The organism is Paraburkholderia sp. HD33-4 (assembly GCF_021390635.1).
Classification (GTDB): Bacteria; Pseudomonadota; Gammaproteobacteria; order Burkholderiales; family Burkholderiaceae; genus Paraburkholderia.
In genome coordinates this window covers 1,011,705-1,026,426 of the sequence record NZ_JAJEJS010000001.1, presented here as the reverse complement: position 1 = coordinate 1,026,426, position 14,722 = coordinate 1,011,705, and the positions used below count along the sequence as shown (strand labels likewise).

Annotated in this window: 13 protein-coding genes; 8 read left to right on the top strand and 5 right to left on the bottom strand. The window is 64.3% G+C overall.

Features of this window, described 5'->3' with window-relative positions:
- Positions 1-60: 60 nt before the first annotated feature.
- Entirely contained in the window at positions 61-747 is a 687-nt protein-coding gene (locus L0U84_RS04585; RefSeq protein ID WP_233848117.1) for an OmpA/MotB family protein, read from the top strand.
- 85 nt (positions 748-832) lie between these two features.
- Here the strand turns inward: L0U84_RS04585 and L0U84_RS04580 are convergent, their stop codons facing one another.
- Positions 833-3,073: an NADP-dependent isocitrate dehydrogenase gene (locus tag L0U84_RS04580; protein ID WP_233848116.1), complete on the bottom strand. Its 2,241-nt coding sequence runs from the start codon at positions 3,071-3,073 to the stop codon at positions 833-835.
- A 373-nt stretch (positions 3,074-3,446) separates the two neighbouring features.
- On the opposite strand from L0U84_RS04580, the gene L0U84_RS04575 reads away from it, so the two are divergent.
- From L0U84_RS04575 to L0U84_RS04560, 4 genes are all read left to right on the top strand, one after another.
- Complete coding sequence (locus L0U84_RS04575) at positions 3,447-4,274, top strand: AraC family transcriptional regulator (RefSeq protein ID WP_233848115.1); 828 nt, start codon at positions 3,447-3,449, stop codon at positions 4,272-4,274.
- Between the two features lie 81 nt (positions 4,275-4,355).
- Positions 4,356-4,757 (top strand): cupin domain-containing protein, encoded by a 402-nt coding sequence (locus tag L0U84_RS04570; RefSeq protein ID WP_233848114.1) that lies wholly within the window; start codon positions 4,356-4,358, stop codon positions 4,755-4,757.
- An 8-nt stretch (positions 4,758-4,765) separates the two neighbouring features.
- Positions 4,766-5,242: a GNAT family N-acetyltransferase gene (locus tag L0U84_RS04565; RefSeq protein ID WP_233848112.1), complete on the top strand. Its 477-nt coding sequence runs from the start codon at positions 4,766-4,768 to the stop codon at positions 5,240-5,242.
- A gap of 334 nt (positions 5,243-5,576) precedes the next feature.
- A complete protein-coding gene (locus L0U84_RS04560) occupies positions 5,577-6,692 on the top strand; it encodes a succinylglutamate desuccinylase/aspartoacylase family protein (protein WP_233848111.1) in 1,116 nt (371 codons plus the stop codon).
- 167 nt (positions 6,693-6,859) lie between these two features.
- On the opposite strand, the gene L0U84_RS04555 is transcribed toward L0U84_RS04560, so the two are convergent.
- From L0U84_RS04555 to L0U84_RS04540, 4 genes are all read right to left on the bottom strand, one after another.
- Complete coding sequence (locus tag L0U84_RS04555; RefSeq protein WP_233848110.1) at positions 6,860-7,336, bottom strand: DNA-deoxyinosine glycosylase; 477 nt, start codon at positions 7,334-7,336, stop codon at positions 6,860-6,862.
- Positions 7,336-8,049 carry a chorismate--pyruvate lyase family protein gene (locus tag L0U84_RS04550; protein ID WP_233848109.1) on the bottom strand — a complete coding sequence of 238 codons (714 nt, stop codon included), beginning with the start codon at positions 8,047-8,049 and terminating at the stop codon, positions 7,336-7,338. Before L0U84_RS04550 ends, L0U84_RS04555 begins: the two co-directional genes overlap by 1 nt.
- Positions 8,050-8,247: 198 nt before the next feature.
- Positions 8,248-10,146, bottom strand: a complete 1,899-nt coding sequence (gene htpG / locus L0U84_RS04545) for a molecular chaperone HtpG (protein ID WP_233848108.1) — start codon at positions 10,144-10,146, stop codon at positions 8,248-8,250.
- Positions 10,147-10,272: 126 nt separating this feature from the next.
- Entirely contained in the window at positions 10,273-11,730 is a 1,458-nt protein-coding gene (locus L0U84_RS04540) for an aminotransferase-like domain-containing protein (protein WP_233848106.1), read from the bottom strand.
- 223 nt (positions 11,731-11,953) lie between these two features.
- Between L0U84_RS04540 and L0U84_RS04535 the strand changes: the two genes are divergently transcribed.
- The 3 genes from L0U84_RS04535 (at position 11,954) to L0U84_RS04525 (ending at position 14,549) form a co-directional block, all read left to right on the top strand.
- The gene (locus L0U84_RS04535) at positions 11,954-12,655 is read left to right on the top strand and encodes a VOC family protein (protein ID WP_442793973.1); all 702 of its coding nucleotides are present in this window, start codon (positions 11,954-11,956) and stop codon (positions 12,653-12,655) included.
- Positions 12,656-12,784: 129 nt separating this feature from the next.
- Positions 12,785-13,981, top strand: coding sequence for an aminotransferase-like domain-containing protein (locus L0U84_RS04530; protein WP_233848105.1), 1,197 nt, complete (start codon positions 12,785-12,787; stop codon positions 13,979-13,981).
- 103 nt (positions 13,982-14,084) lie between these two features.
- Complete coding sequence (locus L0U84_RS04525) at positions 14,085-14,549, top strand: RidA family protein (protein WP_233848104.1); 465 nt, start codon at positions 14,085-14,087, stop codon at positions 14,547-14,549.
- Positions 14,550-14,722 lie beyond the last annotated feature (173 nt).

The window sequence follows — 14,722 nt, the reverse complement described above, 5'->3', positions numbered from 1 at the left end:
CTCGCGGTAGAGCGCGAGCGCGGAGCGCCGCGCTGTCATCTGGAAGCGGACTAATCAAGTATGCAAACGACGTCTGGCAGCAAACGCGCATCGAGTGGCGCGGACGAGCGCGACGGGCACGGCGGCGAAGGCACGGAAGGCGGCCGCTGGCTGATCTCGTACGCGGACCTCATCACGACGATGATGGTGCTGTTTCTCGCGCTGTACGTGATGCAATTGGCGAAATCGAAGCAGCTCGAACTCCGCTATCAGACGCTCGAAACGAGAACGGCGCTGCAGAGCGCGCCCGCGCCAGCGGACGGCGCGCAACGGGATGCGCGCAAGCAGCTGAGCGCGCGGCTCGAAGCGCTGCGCGAAGAAGGGCTGATCACGGTGACGGACGTGCCGCACGGCCTGGAAATCGGCGTCAACGCGAAGATCCTGTTCAACGCCGGCGATGCGCGACTGCTGCCCGATTCGTTCGACGTCCTGAACCGGATCGCGCAAGTGCTGCAAAAGGATACGACCGGCAATGTGCTCGTCGAAGGACATACCGACAGCGTGCCGATCTCGACGGCGAAGTATGCGTCCAACTGGGAGCTGTCGTCGGCTCGCGCGGGGGCGGTGGTCAGGTATCTGGTCGAGCGCGGGATCGAGCCGCATCGGCTGGCCGCGATCGGCCGGGCCGATAATTTCCCGCTGGTCGCCGGCGACGACGCGGCGGCAAGAGCGGCGAACCGGCGCGTCGCGATCGTCGTGCAGTATTGAACGCGTTCGCAGGTAGCGTTCGCCGCCCTTGCCTGCCACGAGCCGCCCGCACGCAACGAGCGGCTCGTTGTCACTTCATCTCATCTCACTCGACACGAACCGCCTTGAGCGCCTCGTTCAGCGTGCGGCTCGGCCGCATCACCTCGTCGAGCTTGTTGAAGTCCGGCTTGTAATAGCCGCCGATGTCGGCCGGCGTGCCCTGCACCGCCGCCAGCTCCGCGAGGATCACCTGCTCATTGGCGGTCAGCTGCGTCGCGAGCGGCTTGAACTGTGCGGCAAGCTCGGCATCGTCGGTTTGCGCGGCCAGCTCCTGCGCCCAGAACATCGCCAGATAGAACTGGCTGCCGCGATTGTCGAGCTCGCCGGTCTTCGGGCTCGGGCTGCGGTTGTTGTCGAGCAGCTTGCCGGTGGCGATGTCGAGCGTCTTCGCGAGGATCTTCGCCCGGTTGTTGCCGGTCTTGATGCCCAGTTCTTCGAGCGACACCGCGAGCGCGAGGAATTCGCCGAGCGAGTCCCAACGCAGATGGTTCTCTTCGACGAGCTGCTTCACGTGTTTCGGCGCCGAACCGCCCGCGCCCGTCTCGTACATCCCGCCGCCCGCCATCAACGGCACGATCGACAGCATCTTCGCACTCGTGCCCAGTTCCATGATCGGGAACAGGTCGGTCAGATAATCGCGCAGGATGTTGCCGGTGACCGAGATCGTATCGAGCCCGCGCACGACGCGCTCGAGCGTGTAACGCATCGCACGCACCTGCGACATGATCTGGATGTCGAGGCCCGTGGTGTCGTAATCCTTCAGGTAGGCTTCGACCTTCTTGATCAGTTCCGCTTCGTGCGGACGATACGGGTCGAGCCAGAACACCGCGGGCGTGCCCGAGTTGCGCACGCGCGTGACCGCGAGCTTGACCCAATCGCGGATCGCCGCGTCCTTCACCTGGCACATGCGCCAGATGTCGCCCTGCTCGACGTTCTGCGTGAGCAGCACCTCGCCGCTCGCGAGATCGACGATGCGCGCCTCGCCATCTTCCGGCACTTCGAAAGTCTTATCGTGCGAGCCGTATTCTTCCGCCTTCTGCGCCATCAGACCGACGTTCGGCACGGTGCCCATCGTGACCGGATCGAAAGCGCCGTTGGTCTTGCAGAAGTTGATCATCTCCTGGTAGATGCGCGCGAACGTACTCTCGGGAATCACCGCCTTGGTGTCTTTCGGACGACCGTCCGCGCCCCACATCTTGCCGCCGAGGCGGATCATCGCCGGCATCGACGCATCGACGATCACGTCGTTCGGCGCGTGCAGGTTCGAGATGCCCTTGGCCGAATCGACCATCGCCAGTTCCGGACGATGTTCGTGGCACGCGTGCATATCGCGGATCACTTCCTCGCGCTTCGACTCCGGCAGCGTCTCGAGCTTCTCGTACAGATTGACGAGGCCGTTGTTGACGTTCACGCCGAGTTCGTCGAACAGTTTGCCGTGCTTCGCGAACGCGTCCTTGTAGAACACCTTCACCGCGTGGCCGAAGACGATCGGGTGCGACACCTTCATCATCGTCGCCTTCACGTGCAGCGACAGCATCATGCCGGTCTTGCGCGCGTCTTCCATCTGTTCTTCATAGAACGCGAGCAGCGCCTTCCTGCTCATGAACATGCTGTCGATGATCTCGCCGTCCTGCAGCGCGACCTTCGGCTTCAGCACGATCGTCTTGCCGCTCTTCGTGACGAGTTCCATCTTGACGTCGCGGGCGCGATCGAGTGTCAGCGATTTTTCGCCGTGATAGAAGTCGCCGTGCCGCATGTGCGCGACGTGCGTGCGCGACGCCATGCTCCATTCGGCCATGCTGTGCGGATGCTTGCGCGCGTAGTTCTTCACCGCGGCCGGCGCGCGACGGTCCGAGTTGCCCTCGCGCAGCACCGGGTTCACGGCGCTGCCGAGGCACTTCGAGTAGCGCTGACGGATCGCCTTCTCTTCGTCGGTCTTCGGATCTTCCGGATAGTCGGGCACCTTGTAGCCCTTCGCCTGCAGTTCCTTGATCGCGCTCGTCAGTTGCGGCACCGATGCGCTGATGTTGGGCAGCTTGATGATGTTGGTGTCGGGCAACAAAGTCAGGCGACCGAGCTGCGCGAGATTGTCCGGCACCCGCTGCGCTTCGGTCAGAAACTCCGGGAACTCGCCGAGGATGCGGCCCGCGACCGAAATGTCGCTGGTCTCGACCTCGATGCCGGCCGGCCTCGTGAAGGTCCGGATGATCGGCAGGAACGAGGCGGTCGCGAGCAGCGGGGCCTCGTCGGTGAGGGTGTAGATGATGGTCGGTTGCTGGGTCGTCATTGCTAGGCTCTGGGCGGGCGGTTGAAAGGCATCTCGCACGTGAGACGGCAGGATGCGCAAACGTCGATCAGGAAAACGACAACACTAGGACACAAACGCTGTGCGCGGCGGATGGCGATGCGGGGTCCTGGAACGCCAAAGCGCAACGTTTAAGCGAACACGGCGGACCGCGTCGCGCGGCGGATCGCACGTCTGGATTCTGCCTTATTTTTGGGCCGACGGAAAAGCGTGCGACTTCGCCGCGTTTAGTCGGCGTTCGTGGTGCGGTGCAATTTGCCGGTAGGCTGTCATACGGTGCGTCGAACGTCCACACCGATACAATGATCCGATACGGAGATTCCCGCAGAACTGCCAAACGGAGCCGGAGAGCGTAATGGACGGCGATACCAGCAATGCCCAATCCGACTGGATTTCCCGTTCGGAATCCAGCGGTGGAGTCGAACGCATCGAAGCGTTTTTCCACGGCAACGCGTATTCACTGCATCGGCACGACACCTACGCGATCGGCCTGACTCTTGCAGGCGTTCAGTGCTTCCATTACCGGCGCGGTTTGCGCACCAGCCTGCCCGGACAGACGATGGTCCTGCATCCCGACGAAGTGCACGACGGTCAGGCCGGCACGCAAGATGGATTCCGTTATCAGATGATTTACGTGCAGCCCGCCGCAATTCAGGAAGTGCTGGGCGGCCGGCCGTTGCCATTCGTCGAAGGCGGCGTCACGAACGACTCACGGCTGTTCGAAGCGACGAAGACAGCGCTGCGCCAGATGCGCGGCGACGCGGAACCGCTCGAACGCGACGACGCGCTCGCCGGCCTCGCGCTCGCGCTCGATAGCGCGGCGGGCGCGCGAGCGGCGCGCAAGTCCGCGGATTTCGCGGCGGCGCAGCGGGCACGGGAATATCTGCACGCTTCGAGCACCCGTGTCGTCACGCTGGACGAACTCGCCGCCGTCAGCGGACAGGACCGCTGGAGCCTGTCGCGCGATTTCCGAACTTTCTACGGTACCAGCCCCTATCACTACCTCGTCATGCGACGGCTCGAAGCCGCGCGCGCGATGATGCTGCGCGGCGTTTCACTCGTGGATGCGGCGGCGGCCGCCGGCTTTGCCGACCAGAGCCACATGACCCGACATTTTCGCCACGCATACGGCATCCCTCCCGCACGTTGGCTCGCGATGATGCGCGATCGACGCGCCGGCTAGCGCAAGCTTGCACGATCGTTCAAGACACGCGCTGGCGGCCGGACTAAGCTCCGTTCGAGGTATCACCCGAATGGCGCCACCATGCACAGCGATTCCGAGCCGACACCCGAGCAACGCGGCCAATACAGGACGATCAACCTGCTCGACAAGATCCGTCAGATCGACGACCACTGGCAGCCGCGTGTCGTTGCCGAAATGAACGACTATCAGTTCAAGGTCGTCAAGATTGTGGGCGATTTCGTCTGGCACCAGCACGCCGACACCGACGAGACCTTCATCGTCCTCGATGGCCGGTTGCGCATCGACTTCCGCGACCGCTCGATCGAACTGGCTGCTGGAGAAATGGCGGTGGTTCCTAAGGGAGTCGAGCACAAGCCGTATGCCGGGTCCGAAGTGAAGCTGCTGCTGATCGAACCGCGTGGCGTCGTCAACACCGGCGATACCGTCAACGAAAGAACGGCCGAAAACGACGTATGGATCTGAGAGCCGCCATGCAAACGCCACAGCCTGTCATTCGCGAAGCCGTTTTCCCCGCCGATACGCGCGGCCTCGTCGCCCTGATCCGCGAATACGTGCACTGGCTGGATCTGGATCTGTCGTACCGTGGATTCGATGCCGAAATGGAAGCGTTCGAGGAGGTTTACACGTTGCCGTCCGGCATGTTTTTCGTCGCCGATGCCGGTGGCGAACTCGCCGGTTGCGCGGGGCTGCTGCGCCATAGCACCGGGACCGCGGAAATCAAGCGGCTCTTCGTTCGCGACGCATTCAGAGGGATGCGTCTCGGCGAAACGCTGGTGACGTCGGTGATCGGGAAAGCAAAATCGTTGGGCTTCTCGAAGCTGGTCCTCGACTCGGTACCGAAAACCGCTTTCGCACAGCGCATCTACGAGCGCCTGGGATTCGTCGAAACTGCGCCCTACTACGCAAATCCGGTCGAGGGCACGCGATTTCTTGCGCTCGAGCTTTGACGGCAAGTTGCATATACATTTATTTCTTGCAACGCTCGCTTCGATTTCTCGTTGAAACTTCGTTTCACGCGAAAATCCCGCCTATTTTGAAGGCGAGCCGTACGTCGTCAGCGGAAACCCTACTTCCGCCACCATCTTCAATTCGTTATCTTGTCTATACAACTACCTCAGCGATCCGAAGGGCGCACTCGGCAGCGGCGCCGCCATGGGCCTGCGCAAGGAACGTACAAGAAGATCGAAGCCAGCTACTTCAGCTTCGACGTGTACGGCGGCTGACAGGCAATGGCGCGGGAGCATCCCGCGCCCGTACGGCGTCCGGCACATTCACACCATCATGCAAACACAAACCCATCCGTTGATTTCCCCGTCGCTCGGCACCGAGCGGTACCTGACGAGCTTCCACTACGGCCCGACGGGCGGACAGAAGATCTACATCCAGTCGTCACTGCATGCCGACGAGCTGCCGGGGATGCTGGTCGCATGGGAACTGCGCAAACGCCTCGCCGCCCTCGAGACGGCGGGCCGGCTGCGCGGCGAAATCGTCATCGTGCCGGTACCCAATCCGATCGGCCTCAACCAGCGGGTGCTCGGACACATGGTTGGCCGCTTCGAAAGCGGCACCGCGGCGAACTTCAATCGCAACTTCCATAATCTGGCCGAGCTCGTGATGCCGCGCATCGAGCCTCATCTGACCGCCGACGCGCAACAGAACCTGCTCGCCGTGCGCGCCGCCATGCGCGAGGCGCTCGCCGAGCAAACGCCGACCACCGAGCTCGAATCGCAGCGCCTCGCGCTGCAGCGCCTGTCATATGATGCCGACGTCGTGCTCGACCTGCACTGCGACTTCGAAGCGGCGATGCATCTGTTCACGAATCCCGACACCTGGCCCGACGTCGAGCCACTCGCGCGCTACCTCGACGCGAAGACTTCGCTGCTCGCGCTCAATTCGATCGGCAATCCGTTCGACGAGATTCACAGCTTCAGCTGGTCCGAGTTGCGTGCCCGCTACGGCGAGCGCTATCCGATTCCGAACGGGTCGATCTCGGTAACGATCGAGCTGCGCGGCCAGGCCGATGTGAGCTACGCGTTCGCCGAGCGCGACGCGAACGCAATCGTCGAATACCTGAGGTTTCGCGGCGTCATCGACGGCACACCCGCGCCGTTGCCGGAGCTCGCGTTCAAGGCCACACCTTTCTCCGGCAGCGAGCCGCTCGTGGCACCGATCTCCGGCGTGCTCGTGTTCCGCGCGCCGCTCGGTGTCTGGGTCGATCCTGGCGAGGCAATCGCCGATATCGTCGACCCGCTGACCGGTCGCGTCGTCACGATCACGAACTCCGTCGCCGGCGTGCTATATGCGCGGCAACGCGCGCGCTTCGCCACGGCGGGGCTGGAGCTCGCGTGTGTCGCTGGAGCCGAGCCCATTCGGAGCGGCTCGCTGCTGCCGAACTAAGCGGTTTTCGTGAAGCGGCCCGGCGCACCGGCGATTATTGGTCTGCGTCCGAAACGCTGGAGAAACGGGAGGGGCGACTCGACGCCCTTCCGTCATCGGATGATCGGATTCGTCATGGATCGCAACGCATGCCGCGCAACGTTGCGCCACCCTCCATCCGAATGTCGTCAGGAAAGAATCTCCCGCCAACACGAGAGCTTCTGCTCGAACGACAGCGTCGCATTCGCGGGGCTCGACGAAGGCAATACGAGCGTCTCGTACCCTGCCTCTCCAATGACGTCGGCAAAGCGCCCCGCCTTCTTGCCGTTGAAGCAAACTTTTTTCAGCAACGGCGCATGCTCTCTCAATGATTCGAAGTCGTTCGGCTGCGCATGGCGGATCGCCGAGTCGAGACTGCCTTCGCGATGGCATGCGTCGAGCACGTCCCAGATGCCGATGCCGTGCTTCAGCACGCGTTCGAGACGTGCGTCATAAGCAAGCTCATGCAATTCAGGTTCACCTAGAACCGTACCCAAAAGCTTCCAGAACTGGTTGCGCGGATGCGCGTAGTACTGCGCCGCAGCCAGCGACGCTTCGCCGGGAAAACTGCCCAGTATCAGCGTGTGCGTGTCGGCCGCGACGACCGGGGGAAAGCCGCGCAACATCAGCGGCTCCGGTCGTCCGACGTGCGCGGCGCGGCATGTGCGCGCGACGCGGTGTGATCGAGCGGACGGCCGTGTTCGCGTATCCGCGCGTGCGCGACATGCGCGCCTGAAACCGGCTCGGTCGCGGCGCCCGAGCGCTCCGCCTGGGTCCGCCGGGCCAGATGCTCCCACAGTGCCGGCAACATGCATTCGGTCACCATCAAAGGCGCGCCATGCCGCTCGAACACCGAGCGCCGCGCGACCAGCGCATGCGGCGCATCCACACCACCGCCGATCTCACGCGCGGCCAGCCGAAACAACGGATGGCGCTCCCCCACCCTGCGGCTCACCAGCGACGAACGCGCGACGCTGCTATCGCTGTACAGCAACTCGGCGAGCGGCCGCGTGCGCAGCCGCCGCGTCGCCTGCCAGATGCCCACGCTCGCGGCGCGCGGCGTCACGCTATGCGCGGCGACGAACGGCACGCCATCGACCGACAGCACCACTTCGCGCACCCACACGGGCGCGCGCGGCGCGAGTGCGAGGGCGGCGGCTTCGTCGGGCCAGGGCAGCGCGACCGCTTCGCGCGTCACGCGCACCGCGACCGCGCCGAGCGCGCGCAGATGCGCGGTCAGTGAACCGCCGCGGGTCAGCCAGTCTTTCTGGGCAGCGCTGAAAGTGGGCAAAGGCGCGACGCGCCAGTGGGCGTCGGCGGGATCGAAACGGATAGGCATGGTGTCGGATTATAGCGGCGCGCTCCGACGGCAATTTTTCGCGGCAAGGTTTGCGCTCATCGTGCGCGCTGCTCCGGGCAAGAAGCCGGCGCAAACCGGACGGCCAAAAAAAATGCGCTGCCGAAGCAGCGCATTTCTCAACCACGAAGCGTCAATCGAACCACGTCATCAACGCTCCCAGCTCACGTTCGCTCTCGCTCAACCCGCGCGCGACAGCAGCAACGCATTGGTCCGCTTCACGAAGCTCGCCGGATCTTCCAGCGCGCCGCCTTCGGCGAGCAGTGCCTGATCGAACAGCAGATGGCACCAGTCGTCGAAATTCGCGCTATCGGCATGCAGACCCTTCACGAGCGCGTGCTCGGGATTCACTTCGAGGATCGGATGGAATTCCGGTGCCTGCTGGCCCGCGGCCTTCAGCATGCGCTGCAGGTAGCCGCTCATTTCGCCGTCGTCGGCGACGAGGCACGACGGCGAGTCGGTCAGGCGGAACGTCAGACGCACGTCCTTCGCCTTGTCCTTCAGCGCTTCCTTCATCTTCTCGACGAGCGGCTTGAACTCCTCGCCGATCTTTTCCTGCGCCTGCTTTTCTTCGTCGTTCAGCGCGCCGAGATCGAGGTCGCCGCGCGCAACGCTTTGCAGCGGCTTGCCGTCGAATTCGTTGAGGAACGACAGCATCCATTCATCGACGCGATCGGTTAGCAGCAGCACTTCGACGCCCTTCTTGCGGAACACTTCGAGATGCGGACTGTTCGACGCGGCCTGCCAGGTGTCGGCGGTCACGTAGTAGATCTTCGTTTGCTCGGGCTTCATGCGAGCGACGTAGTCGGCCAGCGACACGGTCTGCTCGGCCGTGCCCGTATGCGTCGTCGCAAAGCGCACCAGCTTCGCGACGCGCTCGCGATTGGCGAAGTCCTCGCCGATGCCTTCCTTCAGCACCTGGCCGAATTCCTTCCAGAAGCCCGCGTACTTTTCCTTATCGGCGTCGTTGTCCGCGTTGGCCAGTTCTTCGAGCATCGACAGCGCGCGCTTGGTCACGCCTTCGCGGATCGCCTTCACGTCGCGGCTTTCCTGCAGGATTTCGCGCGACACGTTGAGCGGCAGATCGGCCGAATCGACCACACCCTTCACGAAGCGCAGATACGTGGGCAGCAGTTGCTCGGCGTCGTCCATGATGAACACGCGCTTCACGTACAGCTTCAGGCCGCCGCGCTGCTCGCGGTTCCACAGATCGAACGGCGCGTGCGCCGGCACGTACAGCAGTTGCGTGTATTCGCTGCGGCCTTCGACGCGGTTATGCGTCCACGTCAGCGGGTCCTGATGGTCGTGCGAGATGTGCTGGTAGAACTGCTTGTACTGATCGTCGGTGATGTCGTTCTTCGAACGGGTCCACAGCGCACTCGCCTGGTTGACGGTCTCGTCCTCGTCCTTCGTGACCATCTCGCTCTTTTCCGCGTCCCACTCTTCCTTTTGCATCAGGATCGGCAGCGCGACGTGGTCCGAGTACTTCTGAATGATCGACTTCAGCCGATACGACGACAGCAGTTCGTCCTCATCGGCGCGCAGATGCAGCGTGATGGTCGTGCCGCGCGCGGCGCGCTCGATCGTCTCGACCGCGAAATCGCCCTCGCCCGCGCTGACCCAGCGCACGCCTTCGGCGGCCGCCAGGCCGGCGCGGCGCGTCTCGACGGTGATCTTGTCCGCGACGATGAAGCCCGAGTAGAAGCCGACGCCGAACTGGCCGATCAGCGCCGCGTCCTTCTGCTGGTCGCCCGACAGCTTGCCGAAGAATTCCTTGGTGCCCGAACGCGCGATCGTGCCGAGGTGCGCGATCGTTTCGTCGCGGCTCATGCCGATGCCGTTGTCGTCGATCGTGACGGTGCGCGCGGCCTTGTCGTACGACACGCGAATCCGCAGGTTCGGATCGTTTTCGTACAGCGCGCTGTTTTCGATCGCCTCGAAGCGCAGCTTGTCGGCCGCGTCGGACGCGTTCGAGATCAGCTCGCGCAGAAAGATTTCCTTGTTGCTGTACAGCGAATGGATCATCAGTTGCAGAAGTTGCTTCACTTCTGCCTGAAAGCTCATGGTTTCTTGTGCCATGGTCGGACTTCCTCTCTGTTGCGAATGGGGGGTTGGCGGCGGCCGAAGCGGATTCGAACCGCGCTTCGGACCTGCCGTGCCGGCTCGCCGGATCGTCCGCGCAAATGGGGACGATCCGGCGCGGTTTCAAGAGGCGCGGCGCGCGACGCCGTCAAGATAGCGGCTCAGAAACGCCGGCAATTCAGGATCGCCGCAATTGGCGATATTGAAGCGCATCCATGTGCTCGGCGACTGCTGCGGCGAAAACAGGCCGCCCGGTGTCAGCAGATAGCCGGCTTCGTGCCCGGCCGCGGCGAGCGCGCCCGCGTCGACGCCGGTGTCGGCCCATAGGAACATGCCGGCCGTTGGCGTCAGGAACAGCTTCATGCCGGTCTTTTCGATCATCCGCACGGCCCTCTCCCGCACGCCGTCGAGGCGCGCGCGAATGCGCTCGACGTGCCGCCGGTAGTGGCCCTCGGTCAGAATCTTGTAGATCACGCGCTCGTTCAACTCGGGGCTCGTCATGCCGACCAGCATCTTCTGATTGCTGACCACCATCGCCACTTCCGGCGCGCACGCGATGAAACCGACGCGCAGATTCGGCGCGAGCGTCTTCGAGAAGCTGCCGAGGTAGATCACGCGCTTCAACTGATCGAGGCTCGCGAGCCGCGTGCCCGGGTAGCCGGGCGGGCACAGGTCGCCGTAGATGTCATCCTCGACGACGATGAAGTCGTACGCCTCGGCAAGCCGCAGGATGCGGAACGCCTGCGCGGCGCTCAGCGACGTGCCGGTCGGGTTCTGCAGCACCGAGTTGATCACCAGCATTTTGGGGCGCCATTCCTGAACTAACGCTTCGAGCGCGTCGAGATCGGGGCCGTCCGGCGTGTACGGCATACCGACGAGCCGCGCGCCCTGCGACGCGAAGCAGCCGAACATCTGGAACCAGGCCGGATCGCCGACGATCACCGCGTCGCCCGGCTTCACGTAAATGCGCGAAATCAGGTCGATCGCCTGCGTGATTCCGGACACCATCACGATCTGCTCGGGCGACGCGCCGATTTCCAGCTCCTCGAGCCGCGTCTGCAATTGCTGGCGCAGCGGCAGGAAACCTTGCGCGGTGCCGATGCCGAGCATCTGCATGCCGCTTTGCCGGCCGAGCGTGCGCAACGCGTTGGTGATCAGGTCGCCGTCGAGCCAGCGCGCCGGCAGGTAGCCAAGCCCCGGGCTGCGCTCGGGCCGGGCACCCGTGTGCAGCATGTTGCGCAGCAGCCAGACGACATCGATATTGGCCGGCGCGGGCAGCGGCTCGGCGCGCGGACGCAGCTCGGAGACCGTCGCCGCGCCGCCCTGGCGCTCGCGCACATAGAAGCCGGAGCCGCGCCGCGACTCCAGAAAACCCTGCGCGACGAGCCGCTCGTACGCTTCGACCACCGTGAAGCGCGACACGCCCTTGTCGAGCGCGAGCTTGCGGATCGACGGCATGCGCATGCCGGGGCGAAACACGCGCTCCTCGATGCGGCGTCGCGCCCATTGGACCAGCTGTTCGACCAGCGTCAGCGACGCGGTGTCGTGCGGGGCGGGAATCTGCGCAAGCGGGACGGACATGACGGGCTCCAACTGTACCGAACAGTATCGCGTCGATTGTACCGTTACTGTGCAGGTCACGGCCGTTACATTTGAATCCAGCGAAGGGTGGTGACGCAACGCGGAACCATCCGCATGGCCCGCCGATCCGGCAAACGGTTATGCTTACGGCCCCGGCAGCGCAACCTTCAAGCATGGCGCGCAACCGGCCCCTGCGCAGAACAGCGTTTTCCGTCGATCCGTCATGACAGCCCTGACAGCCCAATCGCTCAGTCTCGATCATCTCGTCGTCTCCGCGCGCACGCTGGACGAAGGCGTCCAGTACGTCGCCGATACGCTCGGCGTCACCCCGGCCGGCGGCGGCGCGCATCCGCTGATGCGCACCCATAATCGCCTGCTGGGCCTGTGGGGCGGCGTCTACCTGGAAGTGATCGCGATCGATCCGCGCGCCTCGGCCGACGCAGCCGACGGCGTCGCACCGCGCCCACGCCTGTTCGCGCTCGACGACCCGGCGACGCGGGCACGACTCGAAAACGGGCCGTATCTGTCGCATTGGGTCGCGCGCGTCGAGCGGCCGAAGCATCTGGCGACGTGGCAGGCGCAGTATCCGCAGCGCATCGCGCCGGTCGTGCCGATGACGCGCGGCGATTTCACGTGGGGCCTGACGGTGCCCGACGACGGGTCGTTCCCCGCGTGGCAAGGCGCCGGCGACGGCGTGCTGCCTTCGCTGATCCAATGGGATTCGACGCGGCATCCGTCGCAGTCGCTGGCGCCGACGAACCTCGCGCTGAAAGCATTGAAAGCCGTGCATCCACGGCCTGAACTGATCGGCGAGCAACTGCGCTGGCTCGGCGCCGCGCACCTGCTCGATGTTCAGCCGACCGACGGCGCCGCGGCGCTCGTCGCCGAATTTGAAACACCCGAGGGTCCGCGAACCCTCGGATAAGCAGCGCGTGATTGGGCGCTCCAGTGGCAACCTGGTGGCAACCCCGATGGCCCCCCAGCGGCACCAGTAGCCCAGTCGCGCGATAATTGAAGTTTTTGACCGGTTCCAGAAACACCAGCAGAGGAGATCATGGACCAAAGCGACCTGAAAGCCCCGACGTGGCAATTGTCCGAACGCGCGCGCAAGCTCACGAGCTCCGCGATCCGCGAGATCCTGAAGGTCACGGAACGGCCCGAAGTCATCTCCTTCGCCGGCGGCCTGCCCTCGCCGGCCACCTTCCCGGCCGAGCGCATGCGCGAGGCGTCCGACCGCATCCTGCGCGACACGCCCGCCGCGGCGCTGCAGTACAGCGCGACCGAAGGTTATCTGCCGCTGCGCGAATGGGTCGCGCAGCGCTACTCGACCAACGGCGCGCAGATCCGCGCGTCGCAGGTGCTGATCACGACCGGCTCGCAACAGGCGCTCGACCTGCTCGGCAAGGTGCTCGTCTGCGTCGATAGCCCGGTGCTGGTCGAAACGCCGACCTACCTCGGCGCGCTGCAATCGTTCTCGATGTACGAGCCGCACTACGTGCAGGTGCCGACCGACGATCAGGGCCTGATCCCGGAAGGTCTGCAGCCGGAACTGATCAAGGGCGCGCGTCTGCTGTACGCGCAGCCGAATTTCCAGAATCCGACGGGCCGCCGTCTGCCGGTCGAACGCCGCCGCGCGCTCGCCGAGTTCGCGAAGACCGCGCCGTTCCCGGTGATCGAGGACGACCCCTACGGCGCACTCGACTACGCGGGCGAACCGCTGCCGACCATGCTGTCGATGGCGCCCGATCACATCGTCTATCTGGGCTCGTTCTCGAAGGTGCTCGCGCCGGGTCTGCGCGTCGGCTTCATCATCGCGCCCGAGGAATTGATCTTCAAACTCGTGCAGGCCAAGCAGGCCACCGACCTGCACACGCCGAGCTTCACGCAGCGCATCGTGCACGAAGTGATCAAGGACGGCTTCCTCGACACGCACGTGCCGACCATCCGCGAGCTGTATCGCAACCAGTGCGAGGCGATGCTGACCGCACTCGAACGATATATGCCCGAAGGCGTCAGCTGGAACCGTCCGGAAGGCGGCATGTTCATCTGGGTCAATCTGCCGGCGGGGATCGACACCATGAAGCTGCTCGAGGAAGCGGTCGCGCAAAACGTCGCGTTCGTGCCGGGCGCCCCGTTCTTCGCGAGCGAGCCGCAGCACAACACGCTGCGTCTGTCGTTCGTCACGGTGCCACCGGCTAAAATCGACGAAGGCGTGGCGCGTCTCGCCGCACTCGTGCGCGCGAAAATCTGAACGGCGTTAGCCGCACTGTCATCGGGGCGAAGTTTGCACGCGTGTTGCGTGCGGACTTCGCCCCGCCTGCATTCATGCAATCTCACCGAAACGAGGACACGACATGGCTCAATCGAATGTGTACGACAAGCTCAAGGAACTCGGCATCGAACTGCCGACGGCGGGTGCACCGGCAGCGGCCTATGTGATGAGCGCGCAAAGCGGCAACACGGTGTACCTGTCGGGCCACATCGCGAAGAAGGACGGCAAGGTGTGGGTCGGCAAGCTCGGCGCGACGCTCGGCACCGACGAAGGCAAGGCTGCCGCGCGGTCGATCGCGATCGATCTGCTCGCCACCTTGCATGCGCACGTCGGCGACCTGAACCGCGTGACGCGCATCGTCAAGCTGATGAGCCTCGTCAACTCGACGCTCGAGTTCACCGAGCAGCATCTGGTCACGAACGGCGCGTCGGAACTGATCGCCGACGTGTTCGGCGAGCGCGGCAAGCACGCACGCTCGGCGTTCGGCGTCGCGCAGATCCCGCTCGGCGCGTGCGTCGAGATCGAACTGATCGCCGAGGTCGAATAAGCTTTGCAGTGGTTTGGCATTGCATGTGAATTCGCGTGACATTCATCCGTGATTCACGACGCATTGCGACTCAAACGCGCCGTCGGGTGTCACGCACCGGCGGCGCGTTTTTGTTTTATGGCGACGGTGGATCGCCGCCGCGCGGGCGGATAGAATCCGCGAACTCCCTCAAT

Coding starts and splice junctions, on each gene's coding strand:
- L0U84_RS04585 (WP_233848117.1), top strand. CDS start 61: ATGCAAACGACGTCTGGCAGCAAACGCGCATCGAGTGGCGCGGACGAG.
- L0U84_RS04580 (WP_233848116.1), bottom strand. CDS start 3,073: ATGACGACCCAGCAACCGACCATCATCTACACCCTCACCGACGAGGCC.
- L0U84_RS04575 (WP_233848115.1), top strand. CDS start 3,447: ATGGACGGCGATACCAGCAATGCCCAATCCGACTGGATTTCCCGTTCG.
- L0U84_RS04570 (WP_233848114.1), top strand. CDS start 4,356: ATGCACAGCGATTCCGAGCCGACACCCGAGCAACGCGGCCAATACAGG.
- L0U84_RS04565 (WP_233848112.1), top strand. CDS start 4,766: ATGCAAACGCCACAGCCTGTCATTCGCGAAGCCGTTTTCCCCGCCGAT.
- L0U84_RS04560 (WP_233848111.1), top strand. CDS start 5,577: ATGCAAACACAAACCCATCCGTTGATTTCCCCGTCGCTCGGCACCGAG.
- L0U84_RS04555 (WP_233848110.1), bottom strand. CDS start 7,336: ATGTTGCGCGGCTTTCCCCCGGTCGTCGCGGCCGACACGCACACGCTG.
- L0U84_RS04550 (WP_233848109.1), bottom strand. CDS start 8,049: ATGCCTATCCGTTTCGATCCCGCCGACGCCCACTGGCGCGTCGCGCCT.
- htpG (WP_233848108.1), bottom strand. CDS start 10,146: ATGGCACAAGAAACCATGAGCTTTCAGGCAGAAGTGAAGCAACTTCTG.
- L0U84_RS04540 (WP_233848106.1), bottom strand. CDS start 11,730: ATGTCCGTCCCGCTTGCGCAGATTCCCGCCCCGCACGACACCGCGTCG.
- L0U84_RS04535 (WP_442793973.1), top strand. CDS start 11,954: ATGACAGCCCTGACAGCCCAATCGCTCAGTCTCGATCATCTCGTCGTC.
- L0U84_RS04530 (WP_233848105.1), top strand. CDS start 12,785: ATGGACCAAAGCGACCTGAAAGCCCCGACGTGGCAATTGTCCGAACGC.
- L0U84_RS04525 (WP_233848104.1), top strand. CDS start 14,085: ATGGCTCAATCGAATGTGTACGACAAGCTCAAGGAACTCGGCATCGAA.